Source organism: Amycolatopsis sp. CA-128772 (assembly GCF_002904295.1).
GTDB lineage: Bacteria > Actinomycetota > Actinomycetes > Mycobacteriales > Pseudonocardiaceae > Amycolatopsis.
This window is the reverse complement of the sequence record NZ_PPHG01000069.1, coordinates 36,375-54,219: the sequence shown is the minus strand read 5'-3', so window position 1 is coordinate 54,219 and position 17,845 is coordinate 36,375. Positions and strand designations below refer to the sequence as shown.

Sequence of the window (17,845 nt, the reverse complement as noted above, 5' to 3'; positions counted from 1 at the left end):
CGGATTCAGCCCTTCAGATCTAGAGTGAGTTTCTTGACGAAAAACGCTTCGGCGTACTTCGCGGCCGCTTCGATCCCGCGGACCCGGGCCAGCCCGAGGAACGCCTCGCGGTCGTACCAGGGCCGGTGCCGCTGCGACGCGTAGTGCTCCTGCAGCAGCCGGACCTTCCGCTCCGCGGTCTCGTCGGACAGCGGCTGGTACGCCGACGGGCGGCCGAGGTCGCCGTCCCACTTGACGATCTCGTAGCCCAGCGCGAGGTGGTCGCGGAACGCCGTCGGGACCAGCTTGGCCAGGCCGCGGTGGTCCTGGTGGGCGTCGTCGGTGCGCGGCGCCAGGATGACGTCCGGGTCGGCCCGCCGCCGCAGCTCCTCCAGGGCGTTCTTGGCCTCTTCCCAGTGCGCCGGGAAGCGCCCGTCCGGCAGCTTCAGCACCGTGACGTCGAGCTGCGCGCCCGGGCAGAACGCCGCCAGCGCCGCCCGCTCCTCGTCCTCGCGGGGCGTGCCGCCGCCGGACAGGACCAGCGCGTCGACCCGCAGCCCCGGCCGGGACTCGCACAGCGTCAGCAGCGTGCCGCCGGCGCCGATCGCGATGTCGTCGCAGTGCGCGCCGAGGGCGACGACACCGGTGAGCCGGTCCGGCCGGAGCCCGATCACGCGATGCTCGCGGCCGTGCGCTCCCAGAGCGCCCAGGGCCGTTCGCCGTGGCTGTAGGCGTAGTCCAGCGCCGCCCGCTCCTTGACCGTGTCGGTCGGCTTCCAGAACCCGCGGTACGGGTAGGCCAGCAGCCGGCCGCGCTTGGCGAGCTCACCGCAGCCGTCGGCGACCAGGTCGCCGTTCTCCGGGATGTGGTCGAACACTTCCTGCCGCAGCACGAAGTAGCCGCCGTTCTCCCACAGCGGCATTTCGCTCACCGCGGTGATCGAGCCCACCTTGCCGCCCGCGTCCATTTCCACGCAGTGGAACGACGACTGCGGCGGGACGACCATCATCGACGCGCCCGAGTCGGAGTTCGAGAACCGCTCGATCATGTCGGGCAGCGGGACGTCGGAAAGGACGTCGGCGTAGTTCGCGAGGAACATTTCGTCGCCGTCGAGGTACGGGCGCACCCGGCGCAGCCGCTCGCCGATCGGCGACTCGATGCCGGTCTGCACGAAGGTGATCGTCCAGTCCGCGATGTCGGTGGAGAGCAGCTCCGCCTGGCCGTTGCGGAGGACGAAGTCGTTGGAGATGGTTTCCTGGTAGTTCAGGAAGAAGTTCTTGATGTGCGCCGCGCCGTAGCCGAGGCACAGGATGAATTCGGTGTGGCCGAAATGCGCGTAGTAGCGCATCACGTGCCAGATGAGCGGTCTCGGACCGACCATCGCCATCGGCTTCGGGACGTCGTCGGCCGCGCCGTTGCGCATCCGCATCCCGTAGCCACCGCAGAAGAGAACGACCTTCACGTCACTGCACCTCGACGATTTCCAGGTGGGGGATCGGGAACACGAGCTTGCCGCCCCACGACCCGATGTAGGAGAGCTGTCCGGTCAGTTCCTCCCGGAGGTTCCACGGGAGGACGAGCACGTAGTCGGGCCGGTCCGCTTCGATCCGTTCCGGGGGCAGCACCGGGATGCGCGTGCCCGGGGTGAACCGGCCGTGCTTGTACGGATTGCGGTCGACCGTGTACTGCAGCAGGTCCGTCCGGATGCCGCAGTGGTTGAGCAGGGTGTTGCCCTTGCCCGGGGCGCCGTAGCCGACGACGGTCTTGCCGTCGTTGCGCGCCTCGATGAGGAACTTCAGCAGGTCCAGCCGCACGCGGGTGACCCGCTCGGCGAACTCGGTGTACCCGGACAGCTCGTGCAGCCCGGCGGCCTTTTCGCGCTCCAGCACGTCGGTCATCCGCTCGCTGGGTTCGCCGGCCACCTCGGCCGGACGCGCCCACAGCCGGATCGACCCGCCGTGCGTCGGCAGCAGTTCGACGTCGACCACGGTCAGGCCGCCGGTCGCCAGGGCCCGGCGCGCGGATTCGACCGTGTAGTACTGGAAGTGCTCGTGGTAGATCGTGTCGTACTGGTTCTTTTCGATCAGCGTGAGCAGGTGCTGGACCTCGATGGACACCCAGCCGTCGTCGGCGACCAGGGCCCGCAGGCCCTTGGTGAAGCCGAGGACGTCGGGGATGTGCGCGTAGACGTTGTTCGCGGCCACCAGGTCCGCGGGGCCGTGCTCCTCGCGCACCGTCAGGCCGGTTTCCTCGGAGAGGAAAGCCGTCAGGGTGGGCACGCCGGCGTCGCGCGCCGCCTGCCCGACGTTCACCGAAGGTTCGACGCCGAGACACCGGATGCCGTGGCCGACGACGTGCTGGAGCAGGTAGCCGTCGTTGCTGGCGACCTCGACGACGAACGACTTCTCGCCGAGCCCCAGCCGCTGGACGGCGCCGTCGACGAAGGACTTCGCGTGCTCGACCCATGACGTCGAGAAGGACGAGAAGTACGCGTACTCGGTGAAGGTGTCGTCCGGGTCGATCAGCGGCGGGATCTGGGCCAGCCAGCAGTCGGTGCAGACCTTCAGGTGGAGCGGGAAGGTGGCTTCCGGCTCGTCGAGCTGCTCCGCCGTCAGAAATCGCTCACATGGGGGAGTCGCGCCGAGGTCGACGACGCCGGCCGTGTTTGTCGAACCGCAGAGTCGACATGTGGTCATCTACCAGGCTCCTTGGCTCGCGGTCGCGATATGCATCTGACACGTCGACCGGCGCCGGAAGGTCGTTACAGCGACGCGTGAGCCGCCGGTGGACCGATTCGGAACCGCAACCTGGATGGAGTAACTGTGGCGGGGATCACGATCCGTGCCCGTCTCTACCCGTAACGTCCACTGTGGACCCGGTCTTAGGCTGGCCGGATGACTTCGGAGCCGGCTCCTCGCCTGAGCGGGGTCGCGGGCGTGGTGCTGACGGTCCGCTTCCTGACCGAGCTGGCGCTGCTGGGCGGCCTGGCCCTGGCGGGCACACAGCTCGGCAGCGGCGTGGCGCTGGCGATCGTCGACGCCGTCCTGCTGCCGGTGGCGGCCGCCGCGCTCTGGGGCCTGTTCGTCGCGCCGCGGGCGCGTCGCCGGCTCCCGGAACCGGCCCGCTTCCTGCTGGAGTTCGCGCTCTTCGCGGTGACCGGCGTGGTGCTCGCGCTGGTGGGCTGGTTGGTCGCGGGCATCGCGCTGGCCGTCGTGGGAATCGGCGTAGCGGCGCTGACCCGGGTGGTGGCGAAGGACGGCTGACGCTGTCCTCCCCGCCCGCGGCGGGGAGGACGGGCGCTCAGCCCAGGGCCTCGGCGGCCGGGATGACGTCGGTGGCGAACTTCTCGAGGATCGCCGGGTCGTGGACGTTCGGGACCATGCCCAGCGCCACCTGGATGCCCAGGCCGTTCAGCCGCTCCAGTTCGGCGACCAGGGCGCCGGCCTTCTCGCCGTGCTCGCCGACGTCGAGGATGTGGTAGACGGTCTTGGTGATCGAGTCGTAGTCGCGGCCCTCGTTCTCGCAGTGCTGACGCAGCACGTCGAGTTTGCGCTCCAGGTCCGGGCTGTTGAACAGGTTGCAGGCGTCGGCGTACTTCGCGACAAGCTTCAGCGTCTTCTTCTCGCCGCCGCCCCCGATCATGATCAGCGGCCGCGGTTGCTGCAGCGCCTGGGGCACGTTCAGCAGCCGTTCGGCGTCGAAGTGCTTGCTCTTGAAGGGCGCGTCGCCCTCGGCCCACATCTGCAGCACGTACTGGAGGTTCTCCTCCAGCAGTTCGAACCGCTCGCTCACGGAGGGGAACGGGAACCCGAGCCCGCGGGACTCCTCCTCGTTCCAGCCCGCGCCGATGCCGAGGATCGCGCGACCGCCGGAGAGCACATCCAGCGTCGTGATCGCCTTGGCCAGCAGGCCGGGGTGCCGGTAGAGGACGCCGGTGACGACGGTGAGCAGCTTGGCGCGCTCGGTGTGCGCCGCGATGAAGCCGAGGGTGGTGTACGCCTCGAGCATGTCGTTCTCGACCGGGCCGACGCCGCCGATCTGGAAGAAGTGGTCCATCACGGCGATGGAGTCGAAGCCCGCCTGGTCGCCCGCGCGGACGACGGCGGCCAGGTCGGCGCCCAGTGCGGACGCCCCGTTGGGCCAGGTGAAGTCGGGGATCTGCAGTCCGAGTTTCATGCTTGCCGACCGTATACCTGGAGCCGCCCCAGCTGCCCGGTCAGAAGTCGCGGACGACGAACACCCGGCCGTGCAGCGGGTCGGTGACCCACACCGCGCGCGTGCGCTGGTCGACGTCGACGTCGCCGGGGTTGATGCCCAGCGACAGCTCGCCGCTCAGCGTGCCCGCGGTGCCGTCGACGCGGGTGAGCCCGTTCTGGCCGCCGTTGGTGTACACCGTGTTCGTGCCCTGGTGCACGGCGAGGGCGGAGGATTCGCTGCGCAGCAACACGGTCTTGCGCTCGGCGTGCGTCACGGCGTCCACAATGGACATGTGGTGAATGCCGGAGTTCGCGACGTAGACCGTGCCGCTCGCGTGGTGCACCGCGACGGCGGTCGGGTTGCGCCCCACCGCGGCCGAGGCGGCGAACTTGCCCGAGTCGATCGAGAAGACCTCCACGGAGTTCGTGGTGGCGCTCGCGCAGTAGGCCAGCTTGCGGCCCGGGTCGACGGCGATCCCGGTGAGGCTCGGCTTCGGGCCCGGGACGAGCGCGGTCAGCGTGCTGCTGACGCCGTCGAGCACGGCGAGCGTGCCGGTGCCGTCGCTGACGGCGTAGACGCGGTCGGCCTCCTCGTCGACCGCCAGCGCCGACGCGCCGGCACCCGCGCCGACCACGCTCACCAGGTCGTGGGTCCGGCCGTCCAGCACCACCACGGTGCCCCCGGGCGGGTTCGCGACGTAGATCCGGCCGGCCGTCGCGTCGACCGCGACATCGCCGGGCTCGCCGCCGACGTGGACGACGTCGACGACCGACGCGCTGCGCGGATCGAGCACGGCCAGCGTCCCGGCCTCGGCGTCGGTGACGTACCCGAGGCCGGTGACCGGGTTCACCGCCACCCGGGCCGGCGCCCCGCCGACGTCGACCGACCGGACGTCCGCGGCGCGTGCGGTGCCGGGCAGGACGAGGGCCCCGGCGCCCGCCGTGACCAGCGCGAACAGCGTTCTCCGGGGTAGCCGGCGGCCTGGCATCGGCGCCCTCCGCTCCTGATCAACTCGCCTTCCGAGGGTAACCCGCGCCATCCCCACGTGAAGGAACTTCGCGTCGCCCGATCGCGTTGTTTCCACTGGGTAAACCACTGCGGAGGCGGACGGAGGCGAGCGGACGTGCACGGGCACCAGAACGGACTCAAGACGGCGATGCTGCTCGGCCTGCTGTCGGCGATCATCATCGCGATCAGCGGGCTCTTCGGCCGCGGTGCCCTGGTCATCGGCCTGGTCATCGCGCTCGGGATGAACGCGTTCGCGTACTTCAATTCGGACAAACTGGCCCTGCGGGCGATGCGCGCGCGGCCGGTGTCCGAGGTCGAGCAGCCCGCGATGTACCGGATCGTCCGCGAGCTCGCGCAGGTCGCCCGCCAGCCGATGCCGCAGCTCTACATCAGCCCGACGGTCGCGCCCAACGCCTTCGCCACCGGCCGCAGCCCGCGCCACGCCGCCGTGTGCTGCACCACCGGCATCCTGGACCTGCTGGACGAGCGCGAGCTGCGGGCCGTCCTCGGCCACGAGCTGTCCCACGTCTACAACCGCGACATCCTGATTTCGTGCGTGGCCGGCGCGCTGGCCAGCGTGATCAGCGTGCTGGCGAACATCGGCCTGTTCTTCGGCGGCAACAACCGCGACGGCAACCCGCTGCTCAGCCTGCTGCTGATCTTCGTCGGCCCGATCGCGGCGGCCGTCATCCGGATGGGCGTGAGCCGGTCGCGGGAGTACCAGGCCGACGCGTCCGGCGCCGAGCTGACCGGTGACCCGCTGGGCCTGGCGGCGGCGTTGCGGAAGCTGGACGCCGGCACGCGGGCGCGGCCGCTGGTCGCCGAGCCGCAGCTGGTGTCGCAGTCGCACCTGATGATCGCGAATCCGTTCCGGCCGGGCGAGGGCCTGAGCAAGCTGTTCTCGACCCACCCGCCGATCGCCGACCGCATCGCCCGGCTCGAAGAGATGGCGCGCCGGCAGTTCTAGGCCGAAGCTCCGGCCGCGACGGCGACGGCCTTGACGTAGTCGCCGTAGCCGGACTTCGCCAGCTTCTCGCCCAGCGCGTAGCACTCGTCGGCACTGATGAAACCCATGCGCAGCGCGATTTCCTCGAGGCACGCGATGCGCACCCCGGTGCGGTGCTCCAGCACCTGCACGAACTGGCCGGCTTCGAGCAGCGAGTCGTGCGTGCCGGTGTCGAGCCAGGCGAACCCGCGGCTGAGCTCGACCAGCGTCGCGCGGTCCTGACGCAGGTAGGTGAGGTTGACGTCGGTGATTTCGAGCTCACCGCGCGCCGACGGCTTGAGCGCGCGGGCGATGCCGACGACCTCGTTGTCGTAGAAGTACAGCCCCGTGATCGCCTTGTTCGAGCGCGGCTTCGCGGGCTTCTCCTCGATGGTGATCAGCTTGCCCGACTCGTCGACCTCGCCGACGCCGTAGCGCTCGGGGTCCTTCACCGGGTAGCCGAACAGGACGCAGCCGTCGAGCTCGCGCACGGCCTGCTGCAGGCGGCCGGAGAAACCCTGGCCGTAGAAGATGTTGTCGCCGAGGACCAGCGCCACGTCGTCGTCGCCGATGAAGTCCGCGCCGATCACGAACGCCTCGGCCAGGCCGTTCGGGCTGGCCTGCTCGGCGTAGGAGAACGAGACGCCGAACTGGCTGCCGTTGCCCAGCAGCCGGCGGAACATCGGCAGGTCGGTGGGGGTGGAGATGACGAGGATCTCGCGGATCCCGGCCAGCATCAGCACCGAGACGGGGTAGTAGACCATCGGTTTGTCGTAGACGGGGAGCAGCTGCTTCGACACCGCCTGGGTGATCGGGTGCAGACGTGTGCCGCTGCCTCCGGCCAGCACGATGCCCTTCATGGACGGCCTCCCTCTCCTTGGCGACTTCGGCCTCACCCTACGGGCCGGCGCTAGAAGACGGATCCCTTACCGAAGTAGGCCTTGCAGCCGGAGTTGTCCTCGGTGGCGATCTCCAGCACGTTGCGCCCGTCGTCGACCGGGAGCAGCGTCGAGGAGTAGTTGGGGCAGAAGTTGTTGTAGATGCCACTGATTTGGACCGGAGCGGGCAGCTCGTACCAGTCACCACGGCCGAAATCGTCGTTCGCGAGCAGCACCTGGCCGTTCTGCGGCTGCGGCCGGCCCTGGGCGTCGGTGTAGATCTGCCCGACCATGACGATCCGCACGCCGTTCGGCCCGCCGGGGAAGAGCGTGATGGTTTGCGCATGCTGGAAGTAGTTCCCGGAGGCGGTTTCGACCCGCGTGCCGGGGTCGGCGGGATCGCCCCAGTTGGCGCCGTCGGCCGAAATCCGGAAGTACGGGTCGCAGTAGCGGTCCTGGAAGTTGCAGATTTCGTAGGCGAAGTAGTACCGGCCGTCGGGCAGCCGCCGGATGATCGGCATGCCGGGCCGCACGCGGTCGGGCGGGATGGCCACGGTGAGCTGTTTCGTGCCCCAGGTCACGCCGTCGGTCGAGGCGACCCGGTTGAGCACCTGCGCGTACTTCGGCGCCTGCGTCTCGTCGGCGAAGTGGAGCCAGAGCGTGCCCCCGGCGTCGACGGTGAACTCGGGTTCCCAGAGGCCGTCGATGTTGTGCGAGCGCGCGGCCTCGGACAGGAAGCTCCACGAGCGGCCACCGTCCTTGCTGGCCCAGATCCGGATCCCGATCCGGCGTTGCGCCCCGGCGTCCTGCCGGTAGGACGCGGCCCACAGCAGCGTCCCGGCGCGCAGCTTCCCGACCCGTTCCGGCAGCTCGTAGACGGTCCCGCAGCACATGCCGGACCGTCCGTCGGGGTCCCGGATCTCCCCGATCCGGTGAAAGGACTCCCCTTCATCGGTGCTCTCGAGCACGGGAGCGAACTTCCCCGCCGCGTCTTCGCTGCTCAGCGTGGCGATGATGCGGCCGGAGTGCTCGAGCCGGATCAGCCGCGCGTAGGCGCCGAAGCCGGGGATGAGCTGCCGCCGTTCGGCCGCGCCGGCGGGCGTCAGCAGGGAGGCCACGGCCGTGAGCGACAGCACGACAGCGAGCAAGCGGCGCATCTCGGCCCTCCACGGTGACTGCGCGATTACAACACGCACCCACCGGCGGAACCCGTCCCCGCACCCGCACGTCCGGGTGACGTAACACAGGGCCAACGGCCACCGAAAAGATCACCGGGGGCCGCGGTGGCCCACGAGGGGGAACGATGAAAATCCGGCTGGGCTGCCTGCTGCTCGTGGCGTTGACGGCGGCGTGCGCACCATCGACGGGCTACGGAACGATCGTCGCGGATCCGACGCACGCCGTCCCGACACCCACGACCACGGCGCCCCCGGCGCCCCGCGAGGTGCCCACGGAGACCCACACGGGCAAGGGCAGCGGCGAGTTCCAGACCAGCTGGCCCCCGGACCAGCTGGGTTTCTTCACGTTCGACTGCCCCAAGTGCCGGGACAACGTGATCATCGACACGGACGGCGGCGAGCACGGCCTGGTCAACGCGATCGGCGCGTACAAGGGCACGACGTGGATGAACACGGAGCCGGACCGCCCGACGAAGAGGGTGACGGTCCACGCGGACGCGGCTTGGACGGCCACGATCGCGGACTACCGGAGCATCTCCCTGGCGGAGAGCGGCAAACCGGCTTCGGGCAAGGGCGACTCGGTCGTGAAGATCCCGGCGGGGGTGACGCGCATCCAGTTCACGGCCAAGACGAGAAGCAACATCGCGATCTGGTGGATGTCGGAGGACGACCGGGATCTGATCCTGAACCAGATCGGGGATGTGCAGGTGGAGCGGGATGTGAAGGGGCCGGCGTACCTGATGGTGGAGGGGTACGAAGCGACCTGGACGTTGACGCCGTCCTGAAGGCGCTCGGGCCCGAACCGGCGCGGGCGGCTCGCCCGCGCCGGAACACGATCACCGGTAGTTCGTGAACTGAAGGGCGATCTCGAAGTCCTTGCCCTTCAACAGGGCGATGACGTCCTGCAGCTGGTCCTTCTTCTTCCCGGACACCCGCAGCTGATCCCCCTGGATCTGGGCCTGGACTCCCTTCGGGCCCTCGTCGCGGATGAACTTGGCGATCTGCTTCGCCTTGTCCGATGCGATGCCCTGCAGGATCTTGCCGCCGATCTTGTAGATCTTGCCCGACAGGGCGGGCTCGCCGGCCTCGAAAGCCTTCAGGGAGATGTTGCGCTTGATCAGCTTCTCCTTGAACACCTCGACCGCGGCCAGGGCGCGCTCCTCGGTCTCGGACTCGATGGTGAGCGCCTCCTCCCCGGCCCAGTTGATGGTCGTGCCGGTGCCGCGGAAGTCGAACCGGGTGCCCAGCTCCTTGCTCGCCTGGTTGAGCGCGTTGTCCACCTCCTGGCGGTCGACCTTGCTCACGACATCGAAAGAGGGATCCGCCACGTGTCCTCACACCTCGTACTCGCTCGTCAGAGGCCACCCAGCCTAGCCCCTGCCGCCCGACGGGTATCCCGGTTGACCCCCGCTCCGACCCGTTGGGTAAGCTTCTCCACGGCCGGGCAGACCGGCCTGGGCGGGTTACCCGAGTGGCCAAAGGGGACTGGCTGTAAACCAGTTGGCTTACGCCTACGGGGGTTCGAATCCCTCACCCGCCACCCAGCGAAGAAGCCCCGTGACCACGGCGTATGCCGGTCACGGGGCTTCTTCGTGTGTGCAGCCATGTGCGGCGGTATGCAGCCGTGTGCGGCCATCCGTGGGCCATCCGTGGGCAGCGCCTGGGGCATGCCGCTTGCGCTCCCGCGCAAGGGAAAGCGGCTGGAACAGGATCGCGGTTCCGCGAGGGACCCCGCCCCCCTGTTTCAGCCGCTTTTCCGGTGGCAGGGGAGACATAGAATTAGAGTGGGAAGATCGTGACGACGACAGCTGTCACTCTCTTGTCACGCTCAAAACCCCAGGTCAGACGGGGTTGAGTGACAGAGTGACAGGTGTGACACCCTCGACACCCCACAGGTGTCACACCTCGACGGCGAGTAGCCAGGGCGCGGCCCAAAAACAGGCGCTGAGGGCCGGTGTGCGAGTCGGGTGGGTGGAAGGACACCAGCGCACTCGCGTTCGGCCGCGTACGGCCGTCTCAGCGGGCAAAATTTGGGCCGTTACTGGCGCTCACTGCGCCGGTAACGGCCCGAAGGTGTTCGGTAAGCGCTTGCCGCTACGCGCGGCTTCCTGTCGCCAGAACCGCGTTCGATGGCGTCTCGCCACGGATAAACGCGCCGATCTGGTCTACCTGGACCTGATGTACCAAGGTGTTGGTTCCCGGCACCGTCCGTGCGGCATGCGGGCTGATGATCACGTTCGTGCAGTTCCACAGTGGATGGTCATCCGGTAGCGGCTCGGGGTCCGTGACATCCAAAGCGGCACGCAGGCGTCCCGACTGCAGCTCTGCCACAAGCGCGTCCGTGACCACGATTTGCCCACGACCGGCATTTACGAGAAGGGCGCCATCGTCCATTGCGGCAAGGAAATCTTTATCGACGAGTCCACACGTCTTGTCGTTGATAGGCGCAGTGATGATCACCATTTCATGACCTGAGATCAGGTCCGGTATTTCGTCGGCTGCATGAACACCTGGGCGCGCATTTGCGGCCACAAGTGTCGTTGTGACGTCGAACGGCTCTAACCTGCGGACAACGGCGCTGCCGATCGCCCCGGCGCCGATAATCAGGGCGCGCATGCCGAAAAGAGTGTCTGGATCAAACCTGCGGTGCGCCCAGGTGTGTGCATCCTGGAAGCGCACCAGGGTTGGCCAATGGCGCAACTGCGTCAGAATCGCAGACAGAACCCACTCGGAGACGGGGCGTGCGTGCGCTCCTCTGGCGCTTGCCAATGTGACATCCGATGGCACCTCGGCAATCCATTCGTCGACGCCCGCGGACGGTAGCTGAACCATCTTGAGGTTGGGAAGCTGCGGGATAAGAGGTAGGCCGCGATGTGTTCCCCGATACGGGGGAATCAGGATTTCTGCTGCGCGTAGCTCTTCGGGTAGTGAATCCGAGTTCGGGTCATAGAATGAGACGTTTACGCCAGGCAGGGCCTCTAGTAGTTCCCGTGATTGCCTGTCGTCCTGTTCGTTGCTTACTAGAATGCGCATCGCGGATCCCCCGTCACTTGCTGCTTTCGACTTCGGTAATACTCGCAAGCAGGCTTCTCGCCTGCTCGGTCAGCAGACCACCGCTTGCGGAGTTGTCGACTACGACGTGAGGGGCGCTAGGTCGGAAATGGACATCCACATTCTGCATGTACTCGTTCCAGTTGGCCAGCTTTAGGCTGTCGCGCGCCGCGTCTCGATGGCGCACGTACGAGTGCATGGTGTCCGCATCGCAGTACACCCACACGACGGTGAGATTGGCGCCCAGGTTCCTGCAGGTCGCCTGAATCTTGGTGAGCCATGCCTCATCAGAGAACTCGCGTATGAACGGCGCGGTCACAACCGTGCTGTTTCCGCACTGCACGTTTTCGGACATAGCCTCTAGTAGTGAGGCGTATTCGCCAGGGCGAATCTTTTCCATGTAAACGTCTGATTCGCGGTCATTTCGCGAAATTCCTTGCAGTTCAAGAGCGGCTTCGACGACGTACCGCGTCAACGTGTCCTTGTCGAGCATCGGCCATCCGGTTTCGCGGGCGATGATCCGGCCCAGCTCGGTCTTTCCACTGCCGGCGTATCCCCCGATCATGATCACTCGCGGGGTGGCCGAACGTAGCTCGTGGCGGGCTTCCTGCTCGGGCGCGTTCACGGTCCGCGCCGCTCGCGGCTTGCTGTTCACAAGTCCCTCCTTGATCAGCAAGTCCATCGCTTCGTTGATCGTGAAGACGCTGACGTCCCACTCCTTCGCCAGGTCGCGCGAAGACGGCAGGCGCTGCCCGTGGCGTAGGCGTCCCGCTGCAATGTCGTTGCGAATGTGCCTGGCCACCTGCTGGTGCAGCGGTTCCTGCCGGGCGACACCCGAGCGCGGACGACTCATCGGTACTCCTAGCCGGGCCATGTGGCCCGATCGGGTCATCTGATCGGAACCATACCAGATACCTATCAGCTACCAATCACTTGACTGGTCTGTTTGTGCAGGTCAGCGACGAGTTCGAAGATTCTTAGCGCCTAACAGTTGACCCGCAAGCCATTCAACTGTTAGCTTCATGGTGGTCGGGGTCACACCGACCGGGCGGGGGACCGCCCGCCGATCGCACAGGAGGAAGACCTCATGGCCAAGCAGCAGGGGTTCCCGGTTCTGAAGACCGGTTCGGGGTTCGGCCGGAAGCTCGTCGGTCTGGTCCTGGTGGTCGCGGCGCTGGTGTTCGTTGTGTCGTCGCCGGTGGAAGCGGCCGCGCTCGTCCGGCACGTCGTGCAGAGCCTCGTGACCTTCTTCCGCTCGTTCTGAGCGCACCTGACCAGCAACTTTTCTCTGAAGGGACTTCACCGATGGACATCAACGTCTACCGCCGCCGCATCGACGCCACCGTGTCGGCCGCCGACGAGTTCGCCGGCGAGTCGGTCTACCCGGACGGGCTGACCGAAGCGGCGATTGACGCGATGTTGCAGGACGTCTACGGCGAGCTGGCCGCGGACGAGAGCGCCGCGAAGGCGGCCTACCGCTACGACTTCAACGATCAGCGCCGGGTGAGCCGTGCGCTTCGCCGTGCCGGCCGCGAGGCCCTGCGGGCGCTGCCGGCTCGGGTGCCGGCGAGCTGGTCGTCCGACGGCGAGGCCGCGTGATGGCGGCCCGCGTGTTCTTCAGCCCCGACGCGGCGGCCCCTTCCGGCAAGAACGTGCCGACCGCGCCGGGTTCCACCGAGCAGTCGCGAAACCGTACGGAGGAACCCCAGATGGTAGACACCGCCGCCCCGGTGCGCGAGGCCGCGACCGTGGCCTACACCCCGGACGAGCTGAACCGCCTGATCTCCCGCGAGATCGCCGGCCGGCTCCGTGAGGTCGCCGACACGCTGACCACCAACGCGGACGTGGTGGGCGAGCTGTTCACCCGCCTGGTCCTGGCCGGAACCTACATCGGCGCGTTCGCGGTGCGGGCGCAGACGTATCGGGACGTGGCCTCGCAGCTGCGCGCGGTCGCGGCGTTCGAGCTGGAGACGGCCGGGATCGCCTGCTCGTGGTGCGGGGAGGCGCTGTGAACCCGCTCAAGCGTCGCCAGACGGTGACCACGGTGTTCGACGGCCGCACGCACCACGCGTGCCTGTGCCGCGGGGAGCGGGACGGGCTGCCGGTGTTCGGGTGGGGCGAGGCTCCCTCAACCCTGCTCACCCGCACGCAGCTGCGCGAGGTCGGGTTGCGGCCCAACGGACAGGACCCCGTGGCACTGCTGGTGTTCCGCCACCACCGCCCCTACGCCCGGGAAACCGTCGCCGAGCTGTTCTCCGTGGAGCTGGCCGCGGCCAAGCGCCCGCCGGTGCCGGGGCAGCTCGATCACGCGATGGAGGCCCGCCGCACCTGCGTGGACTGCGGGCAGCTCCAGGATTACTGCGTGCCGACCAGCACCCGCCAGTGCTGGATCTGCTTCGAGGGCGAGCAGGCCGATCGGGTGGAGGTGGCCGCGTGAACACGTTCGAGGTGTTGCAGCAGCGCGGAACCCTCGCCCTGGCCCGGTTCGCCGGCACGGTGTGCCTGTTCCTGGTCCTGCACCTGCTGCGGATCCCGCTGGTCGTCGCGGAACGGATCTTGGCCGGCGTGCTGGTCCGGCTCGACCAGGCCGCAATCCGGCAGGCGTCCCGCCCGCCGCGGCGCGTGAACCAGTTCTTTCCCCTCGACTTCCCCACTGGGCAGGAGGTGCCCCGATGAACGTGCAGCGTGAGCAGCGGACCCGGCTGGAGCTGGCGATGGAGTGGGCGGTGTGGCACTTCGGCGAGCTGGCTTTCACGGTCGGGCCGCTGGTCCTGGCCCTGGTCTTCACCCCGTGGTTCGCCCTCGTGTCGGCCGTCGTGGCGGTCGGGTGGGCGGTGCACGAGGTGCGCGACCACCGCGAACAGGCCCGGCTGCGCGCCGGCACCGCCGACCGCGAGCAGCTGCCGGCGACCCCGGCCACCACCAACGACGAGACGACCGACCACGCGAGCCGGGAGGGTGCGCGATGAGCAGCTGGGCAGAGGAGCGCCGCGCCAACCGCGCGGCGGAGGCACAGCAGCGCCGGCAGGACGCTGACGCCGCGCTCGACCGCAAGCTGAAGGCGCAGAGCGCGGAGGCCGACCGGCTCCGCGCCGATGCCACGGCAGCCGACAAGCGCGCCGACCAGCGCCGCAAGACCCGGCAGGCCAAGCGGAAGGCCGCGTGGGACGCGCTCACGGAGTGGCTGTCGGCGAACCGGGTCCGGCTCCCGATCTACCTCCTCGCGCTGGTGTCCGCCGGCATGGCCGTGCCCGCGATGGCCGGCTACGGCGTGGGCGTCTACGGGGACGTGACCGGCGCCGCGCTGCCGGCGCTGTCGGAGCTGGGCATGTGGGCGTTCGCGTTCGCGGTGGAGGTCACCCGGCACCGCCACCCGCAGCGGCCGGTGTGGGCGCTGCAGCTCGGGGTGTGGGTGTTCGCCAGCGTCGGGTTCGGCCTGAACGTCGTGCACGGCCTGGGCCGCGGCTGGGACGCCGCGGTGGTGATGGGCATCGTGTCCGTGGCCGGCGTCATCGCGCACCAGATCGCGGTTGCCTCGCCGCCGCGGTCGCCGGCGGAGCGAGCCGCCGCCCGGATCGAGCGGCAGACGCTGCGCAAGGTCGCCCGGGTGCAGCGGGCCGCCGTCCGCACCGCGGTCGCAGAGCTGGCCGCCGATGGCACGGCGCGGTTGGTGTTCACCCCGGGCCGCTACACCCTCGACGGCCGCCGACTCGCCGCCGTGGTCGACCCAGACCAGCACGCGGCCGACGTGCTCGACGAGGAGATCGCCGCGTTCTTCGCCGAGCAGGACCCGGCTCCGCGGGCCGACGACGGCCCGATCGCCGACGCCCCGATCCTGACCCTCGATCACCCGGCCGACCAGCCGAAATCGACTCGCAAGCCCCGTCCGCCGCGGGCACCGAAGACGCGTTCGATCGAGGACCTGCGGGCCGCGTTCGCCGCCGCGATCGACAACCCCGACGTGGCGATCAACCCGAAGTCGGCGGAGTCGATCCGCAAGACGCTGCACTGCGCGCCGAAGTACGCCCGTCAGCTGCGCGACGAGCACGCCAACCCCAACCGCAGGTGAGCCGGAGGACCCGATGAACGAGCACACCGAGCAGACTCCGGCCGCCGGCGAGCTGGCCACCGTCCACCACCTGCCCGTCGCGCCGGAGCCCGGCGAGGTGATCGAGGGCGAGATCGTCACCGACGAGGAGTACCAGCGCCTCACCTCCCAGAAGGCCCGCGCGATCGCCCGCTACCACGGCTACGGCCACGACGTCGTCACCGTCGCCCGCACCGCGCGCAAGGTCGTCAAGCACGAGAAGACCAAGGCCGCGTTTCGGCACAGCGTCGCTTACCCCGCGGCCGGGGTCAAGGTGGTGGTGACCCGGTGGCGCGACACCCACGGCGCCAACCGCTACGAGCGGATGATGCGGGGCGCGGAAGCCGCCGGTGACCAGGAAGCGCTGCGGTACTGGCAGGAAGCGGACGTGGCCGAGAAGCAGCGCCGCCACGACCGCACGATGGACTGGCTGCGTGCCCCCGGCCAGTTGATCAAGGCCAGCGTGATCGGTTCCCTTGGCGTGACGGGGTCCCTGCTGGTCCTGGGCATCATCATGGCGATCAACGACGGCGAAATCGGCGAGGTCCTGACGCCCATCGCGACGGTGTTCGACTGGATCGCGTTCATCGTGTGGTTCCTGACCACCTACGGCGTGTTCCTGCTGGTCGGGGGCACCACGGTGGCCGTCGGGTACCTGTACCAGCAGGGCCGCACGCACGGCGACATGCCGGCGTGGCTGACTCCGCCGGTCGAGGGCGACGCGATGGACGAGCTGCCGGACGAGAACACGATCCTCAACGCGCTGAAGAACCTGAACGTCCCGGGGTTCAACCGCGCGGTGAAGGAGGGGTGGCGGATCAAGTTCATCACCCCGCCGCACGTGGACGGCAAGGGGTGGCGCGCGCAGGTGGCGCTGCCGCCGGCGTGCCCGGTCGAGGAAATCGTCAAGCGCAAGACCACGTTGGCGCACAACCTGGTCCGCTACCCGCGCGAGGTGTGGCCGACCGAACCGCAGCCGTCCGTTTTGGACCTGTGGGTGGCCAAGCCGGGTGCTCTGTCCGGCCCGGTGGACCCGTGGCCGCTGCTGGCTGACCTGGACAACTCGACCGCGGACTACTTCGCCGGCGTGCCGGTCGGGGTGACGCTCAAGGGTGACGTGGTCCGCGGTCGGCTGTTCGAGGCCAACTACGTGTTCGGCGGCATGATGGGCTCGGGGAAGTCCACGCTGGCCATCAACCTGGTGCTTGGGTCCATGCTGGACCCGCTGGTGGACATCGACGTGGTGGTCATGGCGGAGAACACCGACTACGACGCGATGAAGCCGCGGCTGCGGACGCTGACCACCGGCGCCGGCGAGGAAACCGTGGACGCCTGCCTGAACCTGCTCTACGAGCTGTACGACGACCTTTCCGTGCGCGGCAAGGCACTTCAGGCCCACGCCAGCGACCGCGCGGTCACCCGCGCACTGGCCGAAAAGGACGGACGGCTCCGCCCGCGCGTCGTGGTGATCGACGAGTGCCAGAACCTGTTCATGGGCAAGGACGGCAAGAAGGCCATCGAGGTCGCGTCCAAGCTGATGAGTACCGCCCGCAAGTACGCCATCACGCTGATCTTCCTCACGCCGGAGCCGTCGAAGGACGCGCTGCCGCGCAAGATCACCTCGGTGGCCAGCAACAAGGCGTGCTTCGCCATCGGCGACCAGATGGCCAATGACGCCGTGCTCGGCACCGGGTCGTACAAGGCCGGGATCTCCGCGGTGGGCCTCGCGCCGAAGACCGACGAGGGGCCCGGCGATGTCGGCACCTGCATGGCCCGCGGCTTCACCGCGCAGCCCGGCCTGCTGCGCTGCTTCTACGTCGCGCCCAAGGACGCGCACGCTGTCACCAAGCGCGCCATGGTGCTGCGCGAGCACGCTGCGCTGCCCGCGGGCCTGGAAGCGCCGGCCTCGATCGGGCCGGTCGACCACCTCGCCGACATCGCGGCCGTACTCGGAACCGAAGCTCGGATGCGGACGCAGGAAGTGTTGCAGCGGCTGACTGAACGCGACCGCACCACCTATGGCGAGTGGACCTTCGCCGACCTGCACGACGCGCTGCCGGAGTCGGCGAAGCCGTACAAGACCGGCGGCACCAAGCAGGTGTCCGCCGCCCGCGTCCGCGACGCTATCGCGGAGCGTGACGAAGACGGCGAGTTCGACGGCGACGACACCGAAGGGACCGACTGAGGGAGGCCGCGAGTTCGGGGGAGTTGTCCCTCGCCGGGTCCCCGGGCTCGCGTCCCTCACCTGACCAGCGCGGACCCTGACCAGGGACCTGAGGGACGCACCAGCGCAAACCCCTGATCACGACCCGAAAACCCGTACTTCAACACCCCATGACGCGAGTCCCTCCCGGACGCCGCGCTGGCACCTCCTGCCCAAAACAGGCACACACAGTCACCAGTGATGGGAGACGCGATGAACCGCAAACCGCTCGTACACCGCGGAAGCAGGTCGTGGTGGTCCGGCCGAACCACCACCCTG

At 68.8% G+C, this 17,845-nt stretch carries 21 protein-coding genes and 1 tRNA gene; 12 read left to right on the top strand and 10 right to left on the bottom strand.

Annotation, left to right across the window (positions count from 1 at the left end):
• Positions 1–5 precede the first annotated feature (5 nt).
• Genes C2L59_RS24245 through C2L59_RS24235 form a run of 3 tightly spaced genes read right to left on the bottom strand, consistent with a single transcriptional unit; the run spans position 6 to position 2,675 of the window.
• Positions 6–653: a PIG-L deacetylase family protein gene (locus C2L59_RS24245; RefSeq protein WP_103351806.1), complete on the bottom strand. Its 648-nt coding sequence runs from the start codon at positions 651–653 to the stop codon at positions 6–8.
• The gene (locus C2L59_RS24240; RefSeq protein ID WP_103351805.1) at positions 650–1,441 is read right to left on the bottom strand and encodes a glucose-1-phosphate cytidylyltransferase; all 792 of its coding nucleotides are present in this window, start codon (positions 1,439–1,441) and stop codon (positions 650–652) included. The genes C2L59_RS24245 and C2L59_RS24240 overlap by 4 nt, the downstream gene beginning before the upstream one ends.
• A gap of 1 nt (position 1,442) precedes the next feature.
• Positions 1,443–2,675 carry a class I SAM-dependent methyltransferase gene (locus C2L59_RS24235; RefSeq protein WP_103351804.1) on the bottom strand — a complete coding sequence of 411 codons (1,233 nt, stop codon included), beginning with the start codon at positions 2,673–2,675 and terminating at the stop codon, positions 1,443–1,445.
• Between the two features lie 198 nt (positions 2,676–2,873).
• Here C2L59_RS24235 and C2L59_RS24230 point away from each other — a divergent pair, with 198 nt between their 5' ends.
• Entirely contained in the window at positions 2,874–3,242 is a 369-nt protein-coding gene (locus C2L59_RS24230) for a YrdB family protein (protein ID WP_199199228.1), read from the top strand.
• A gap of 37 nt (positions 3,243–3,279) precedes the next feature.
• Here C2L59_RS24230 and C2L59_RS24225 read toward each other — a convergent pair whose 3' ends face one another.
• Together C2L59_RS24225 and C2L59_RS24220 are read right to left on the bottom strand one after the other, a co-directional pair.
• Positions 3,280–4,155, bottom strand: coding sequence for an LLM class F420-dependent oxidoreductase (locus C2L59_RS24225; protein ID WP_103351802.1), 876 nt, complete (start codon positions 4,153–4,155; stop codon positions 3,280–3,282).
• A gap of 40 nt (positions 4,156–4,195) precedes the next feature.
• Positions 4,196–5,164 (bottom strand): YncE family protein, encoded by a 969-nt coding sequence (locus C2L59_RS24220; RefSeq protein ID WP_103351801.1) that lies wholly within the window; start codon positions 5,162–5,164, stop codon positions 4,196–4,198.
• Positions 5,165–5,299: 135 nt separating this feature from the next.
• Between C2L59_RS24220 and htpX the strand changes: the two genes are divergently transcribed.
• Positions 5,300–6,151 (top strand): zinc metalloprotease HtpX, encoded by an 852-nt coding sequence (gene htpX, locus C2L59_RS24215; protein ID WP_103351800.1) that lies wholly within the window; start codon positions 5,300–5,302, stop codon positions 6,149–6,151.
• Here htpX and rfbA read toward each other — a convergent pair.
• Positions 6,148–7,029, bottom strand: coding sequence for a glucose-1-phosphate thymidylyltransferase RfbA (gene rfbA / locus C2L59_RS24210; RefSeq protein ID WP_103351799.1), 882 nt, complete (start codon positions 7,027–7,029; stop codon positions 6,148–6,150). The genes htpX and rfbA overlap by 4 nt on opposite strands.
• A gap of 50 nt (positions 7,030–7,079) precedes the next feature.
• Positions 7,080–8,204, bottom strand: coding sequence for a sialidase family protein (locus C2L59_RS24205; RefSeq protein WP_103351798.1), 1,125 nt, complete (start codon positions 8,202–8,204; stop codon positions 7,080–7,082).
• Between the two features lie 146 nt (positions 8,205–8,350).
• Between C2L59_RS24205 and C2L59_RS24200 the strand changes: the two genes are divergently transcribed.
• A complete protein-coding gene (locus C2L59_RS24200; RefSeq protein ID WP_103351797.1) occupies positions 8,351–9,010 on the top strand; it encodes a hypothetical protein in 660 nt (219 codons plus the stop codon).
• Positions 9,011–9,061: 51 nt separating this feature from the next.
• Here C2L59_RS24200 and C2L59_RS24195 read toward each other — a convergent pair whose 3' ends face one another.
• Entirely contained in the window at positions 9,062–9,553 is a 492-nt protein-coding gene (locus tag C2L59_RS24195) for a YajQ family cyclic di-GMP-binding protein (protein ID WP_003079311.1), read from the bottom strand.
• 129 nt (positions 9,554–9,682) lie between these two features.
• On the opposite strand from C2L59_RS24195, the gene C2L59_RS24190 reads away from it, so the two are divergent.
• Positions 9,683–9,765 (top strand) — tRNA-Tyr (locus C2L59_RS24190).
• Between the two features lie 554 nt (positions 9,766–10,319).
• Here C2L59_RS24190 and C2L59_RS24185 read toward each other — a convergent pair.
• On the bottom strand, positions 10,320–11,258 hold the full coding sequence (locus C2L59_RS24185; protein ID WP_233223652.1) for an NAD(P)-dependent oxidoreductase: 939 nt from the start codon (positions 11,256–11,258) through the stop codon (positions 10,320–10,322).
• 13 nt (positions 11,259–11,271) lie between these two features.
• Positions 11,272–12,129, bottom strand: a complete 858-nt coding sequence (locus C2L59_RS24180) for a GntR family transcriptional regulator (protein WP_103351795.1) — start codon at positions 12,127–12,129, stop codon at positions 11,272–11,274.
• A gap of 234 nt (positions 12,130–12,363) precedes the next feature.
• Here C2L59_RS24180 and C2L59_RS47555 point away from each other — a divergent pair, with 234 nt between their 5' ends.
• The 8 genes from C2L59_RS47555 to C2L59_RS24145 all read left to right on the top strand — a co-directional run bounded on the left by C2L59_RS47555 (position 12,364) and on the right by C2L59_RS24145 (position 17,548).
• Positions 12,364–12,540, top strand: coding sequence for a hypothetical protein (locus tag C2L59_RS47555; protein WP_158263103.1), 177 nt, complete (start codon positions 12,364–12,366; stop codon positions 12,538–12,540).
• 41 nt (positions 12,541–12,581) lie between these two features.
• The gene (locus C2L59_RS24175) at positions 12,582–12,875 is read left to right on the top strand and encodes a hypothetical protein (protein WP_103351794.1); all 294 of its coding nucleotides are present in this window, start codon (positions 12,582–12,584) and stop codon (positions 12,873–12,875) included.
• A 110-nt stretch (positions 12,876–12,985) separates the two neighbouring features.
• Entirely contained in the window at positions 12,986–13,288 is a 303-nt protein-coding gene (locus C2L59_RS24170) for a hypothetical protein (RefSeq protein ID WP_233223651.1), read from the top strand.
• Positions 13,285–13,713, top strand: coding sequence for an RRQRL motif-containing zinc-binding protein (locus tag C2L59_RS24165; RefSeq protein ID WP_103351792.1), 429 nt, complete (start codon positions 13,285–13,287; stop codon positions 13,711–13,713). Before C2L59_RS24170 ends, C2L59_RS24165 begins: the two co-directional genes overlap by 4 nt.
• The gene (locus C2L59_RS24160; protein WP_103351791.1) at positions 13,710–13,952 is read left to right on the top strand and encodes a hypothetical protein; all 243 of its coding nucleotides are present in this window, start codon (positions 13,710–13,712) and stop codon (positions 13,950–13,952) included. Before C2L59_RS24165 ends, C2L59_RS24160 begins: the two co-directional genes overlap by 4 nt.
• On the top strand, positions 13,949–14,245 hold the full coding sequence (locus tag C2L59_RS24155) for a hypothetical protein (RefSeq protein WP_103351790.1): 297 nt from the start codon (positions 13,949–13,951) through the stop codon (positions 14,243–14,245). The genes C2L59_RS24160 and C2L59_RS24155 overlap by 4 nt, the downstream gene beginning before the upstream one ends.
• Positions 14,242–15,345 (top strand): hypothetical protein, encoded by a 1,104-nt coding sequence (locus tag C2L59_RS24150; RefSeq protein ID WP_103351789.1) that lies wholly within the window; start codon positions 14,242–14,244, stop codon positions 15,343–15,345. Before C2L59_RS24155 ends, C2L59_RS24150 begins: the two co-directional genes overlap by 4 nt.
• A 13-nt stretch (positions 15,346–15,358) precedes the next feature.
• The gene (locus C2L59_RS24145; protein ID WP_103351788.1) at positions 15,359–17,548 is read left to right on the top strand and encodes a zonular occludens toxin domain-containing protein; all 2,190 of its coding nucleotides are present in this window, start codon (positions 15,359–15,361) and stop codon (positions 17,546–17,548) included.
• Positions 17,549–17,845: the final 297 nt, after the last annotated feature.

What these genes read in the sequence shown, in the direction of transcription:
- C2L59_RS24235 (WP_103351804.1), bottom strand. Translation starts at nt 2,675, where the DNA reads ATGACCACATGTCGACTCTGCGGTTCGACAAACACGGCCGGCGTCGTC.
- C2L59_RS24230 (WP_199199228.1), top strand. Translation starts at nt 2,874, where the DNA reads ATGACTTCGGAGCCGGCTCCTCGCCTGAGCGGGGTCGCGGGCGTGGTG.
- C2L59_RS24225 (WP_103351802.1), bottom strand. Translation starts at nt 4,155, where the DNA reads ATGAAACTCGGACTGCAGATCCCCGACTTCACCTGGCCCAACGGGGCG.
- C2L59_RS24220 (WP_103351801.1), bottom strand. Translation starts at nt 5,164, where the DNA reads ATGCCAGGCCGCCGGCTACCCCGGAGAACGCTGTTCGCGCTGGTCACG.
- rfbA (WP_103351799.1), bottom strand. Translation starts at nt 7,029, where the DNA reads ATGAAGGGCATCGTGCTGGCCGGAGGCAGCGGCACACGTCTGCACCCG.
- C2L59_RS24205 (WP_103351798.1), bottom strand. Translation starts at nt 8,204, where the DNA reads ATGCGCCGCTTGCTCGCTGTCGTGCTGTCGCTCACGGCCGTGGCCTCC.
- C2L59_RS24200 (WP_103351797.1), top strand. Translation starts at nt 8,351, where the DNA reads ATGAAAATCCGGCTGGGCTGCCTGCTGCTCGTGGCGTTGACGGCGGCG.
- C2L59_RS24185 (WP_233223652.1), bottom strand. Translation starts at nt 11,258, where the DNA reads ATGCGCATTCTAGTAAGCAACGAACAGGACGACAGGCAATCACGGGAA.
- C2L59_RS24180 (WP_103351795.1), bottom strand. Translation starts at nt 12,129, where the DNA reads ATGAGTCGTCCGCGCTCGGGTGTCGCCCGGCAGGAACCGCTGCACCAG.
- C2L59_RS47555 (WP_158263103.1), top strand. Translation starts at nt 12,364, where the DNA reads ATGGCCAAGCAGCAGGGGTTCCCGGTTCTGAAGACCGGTTCGGGGTTC.
- C2L59_RS24175 (WP_103351794.1), top strand. Translation starts at nt 12,582, where the DNA reads ATGGACATCAACGTCTACCGCCGCCGCATCGACGCCACCGTGTCGGCC.
- C2L59_RS24170 (WP_233223651.1), top strand. Translation starts at nt 12,986, where the DNA reads ATGGTAGACACCGCCGCCCCGGTGCGCGAGGCCGCGACCGTGGCCTAC.
- C2L59_RS24155 (WP_103351790.1), top strand. Translation starts at nt 13,949, where the DNA reads ATGAACGTGCAGCGTGAGCAGCGGACCCGGCTGGAGCTGGCGATGGAG.
- C2L59_RS24150 (WP_103351789.1), top strand. Translation starts at nt 14,242, where the DNA reads ATGAGCAGCTGGGCAGAGGAGCGCCGCGCCAACCGCGCGGCGGAGGCA.
- C2L59_RS24145 (WP_103351788.1), top strand. Translation starts at nt 15,359, where the DNA reads ATGAACGAGCACACCGAGCAGACTCCGGCCGCCGGCGAGCTGGCCACC.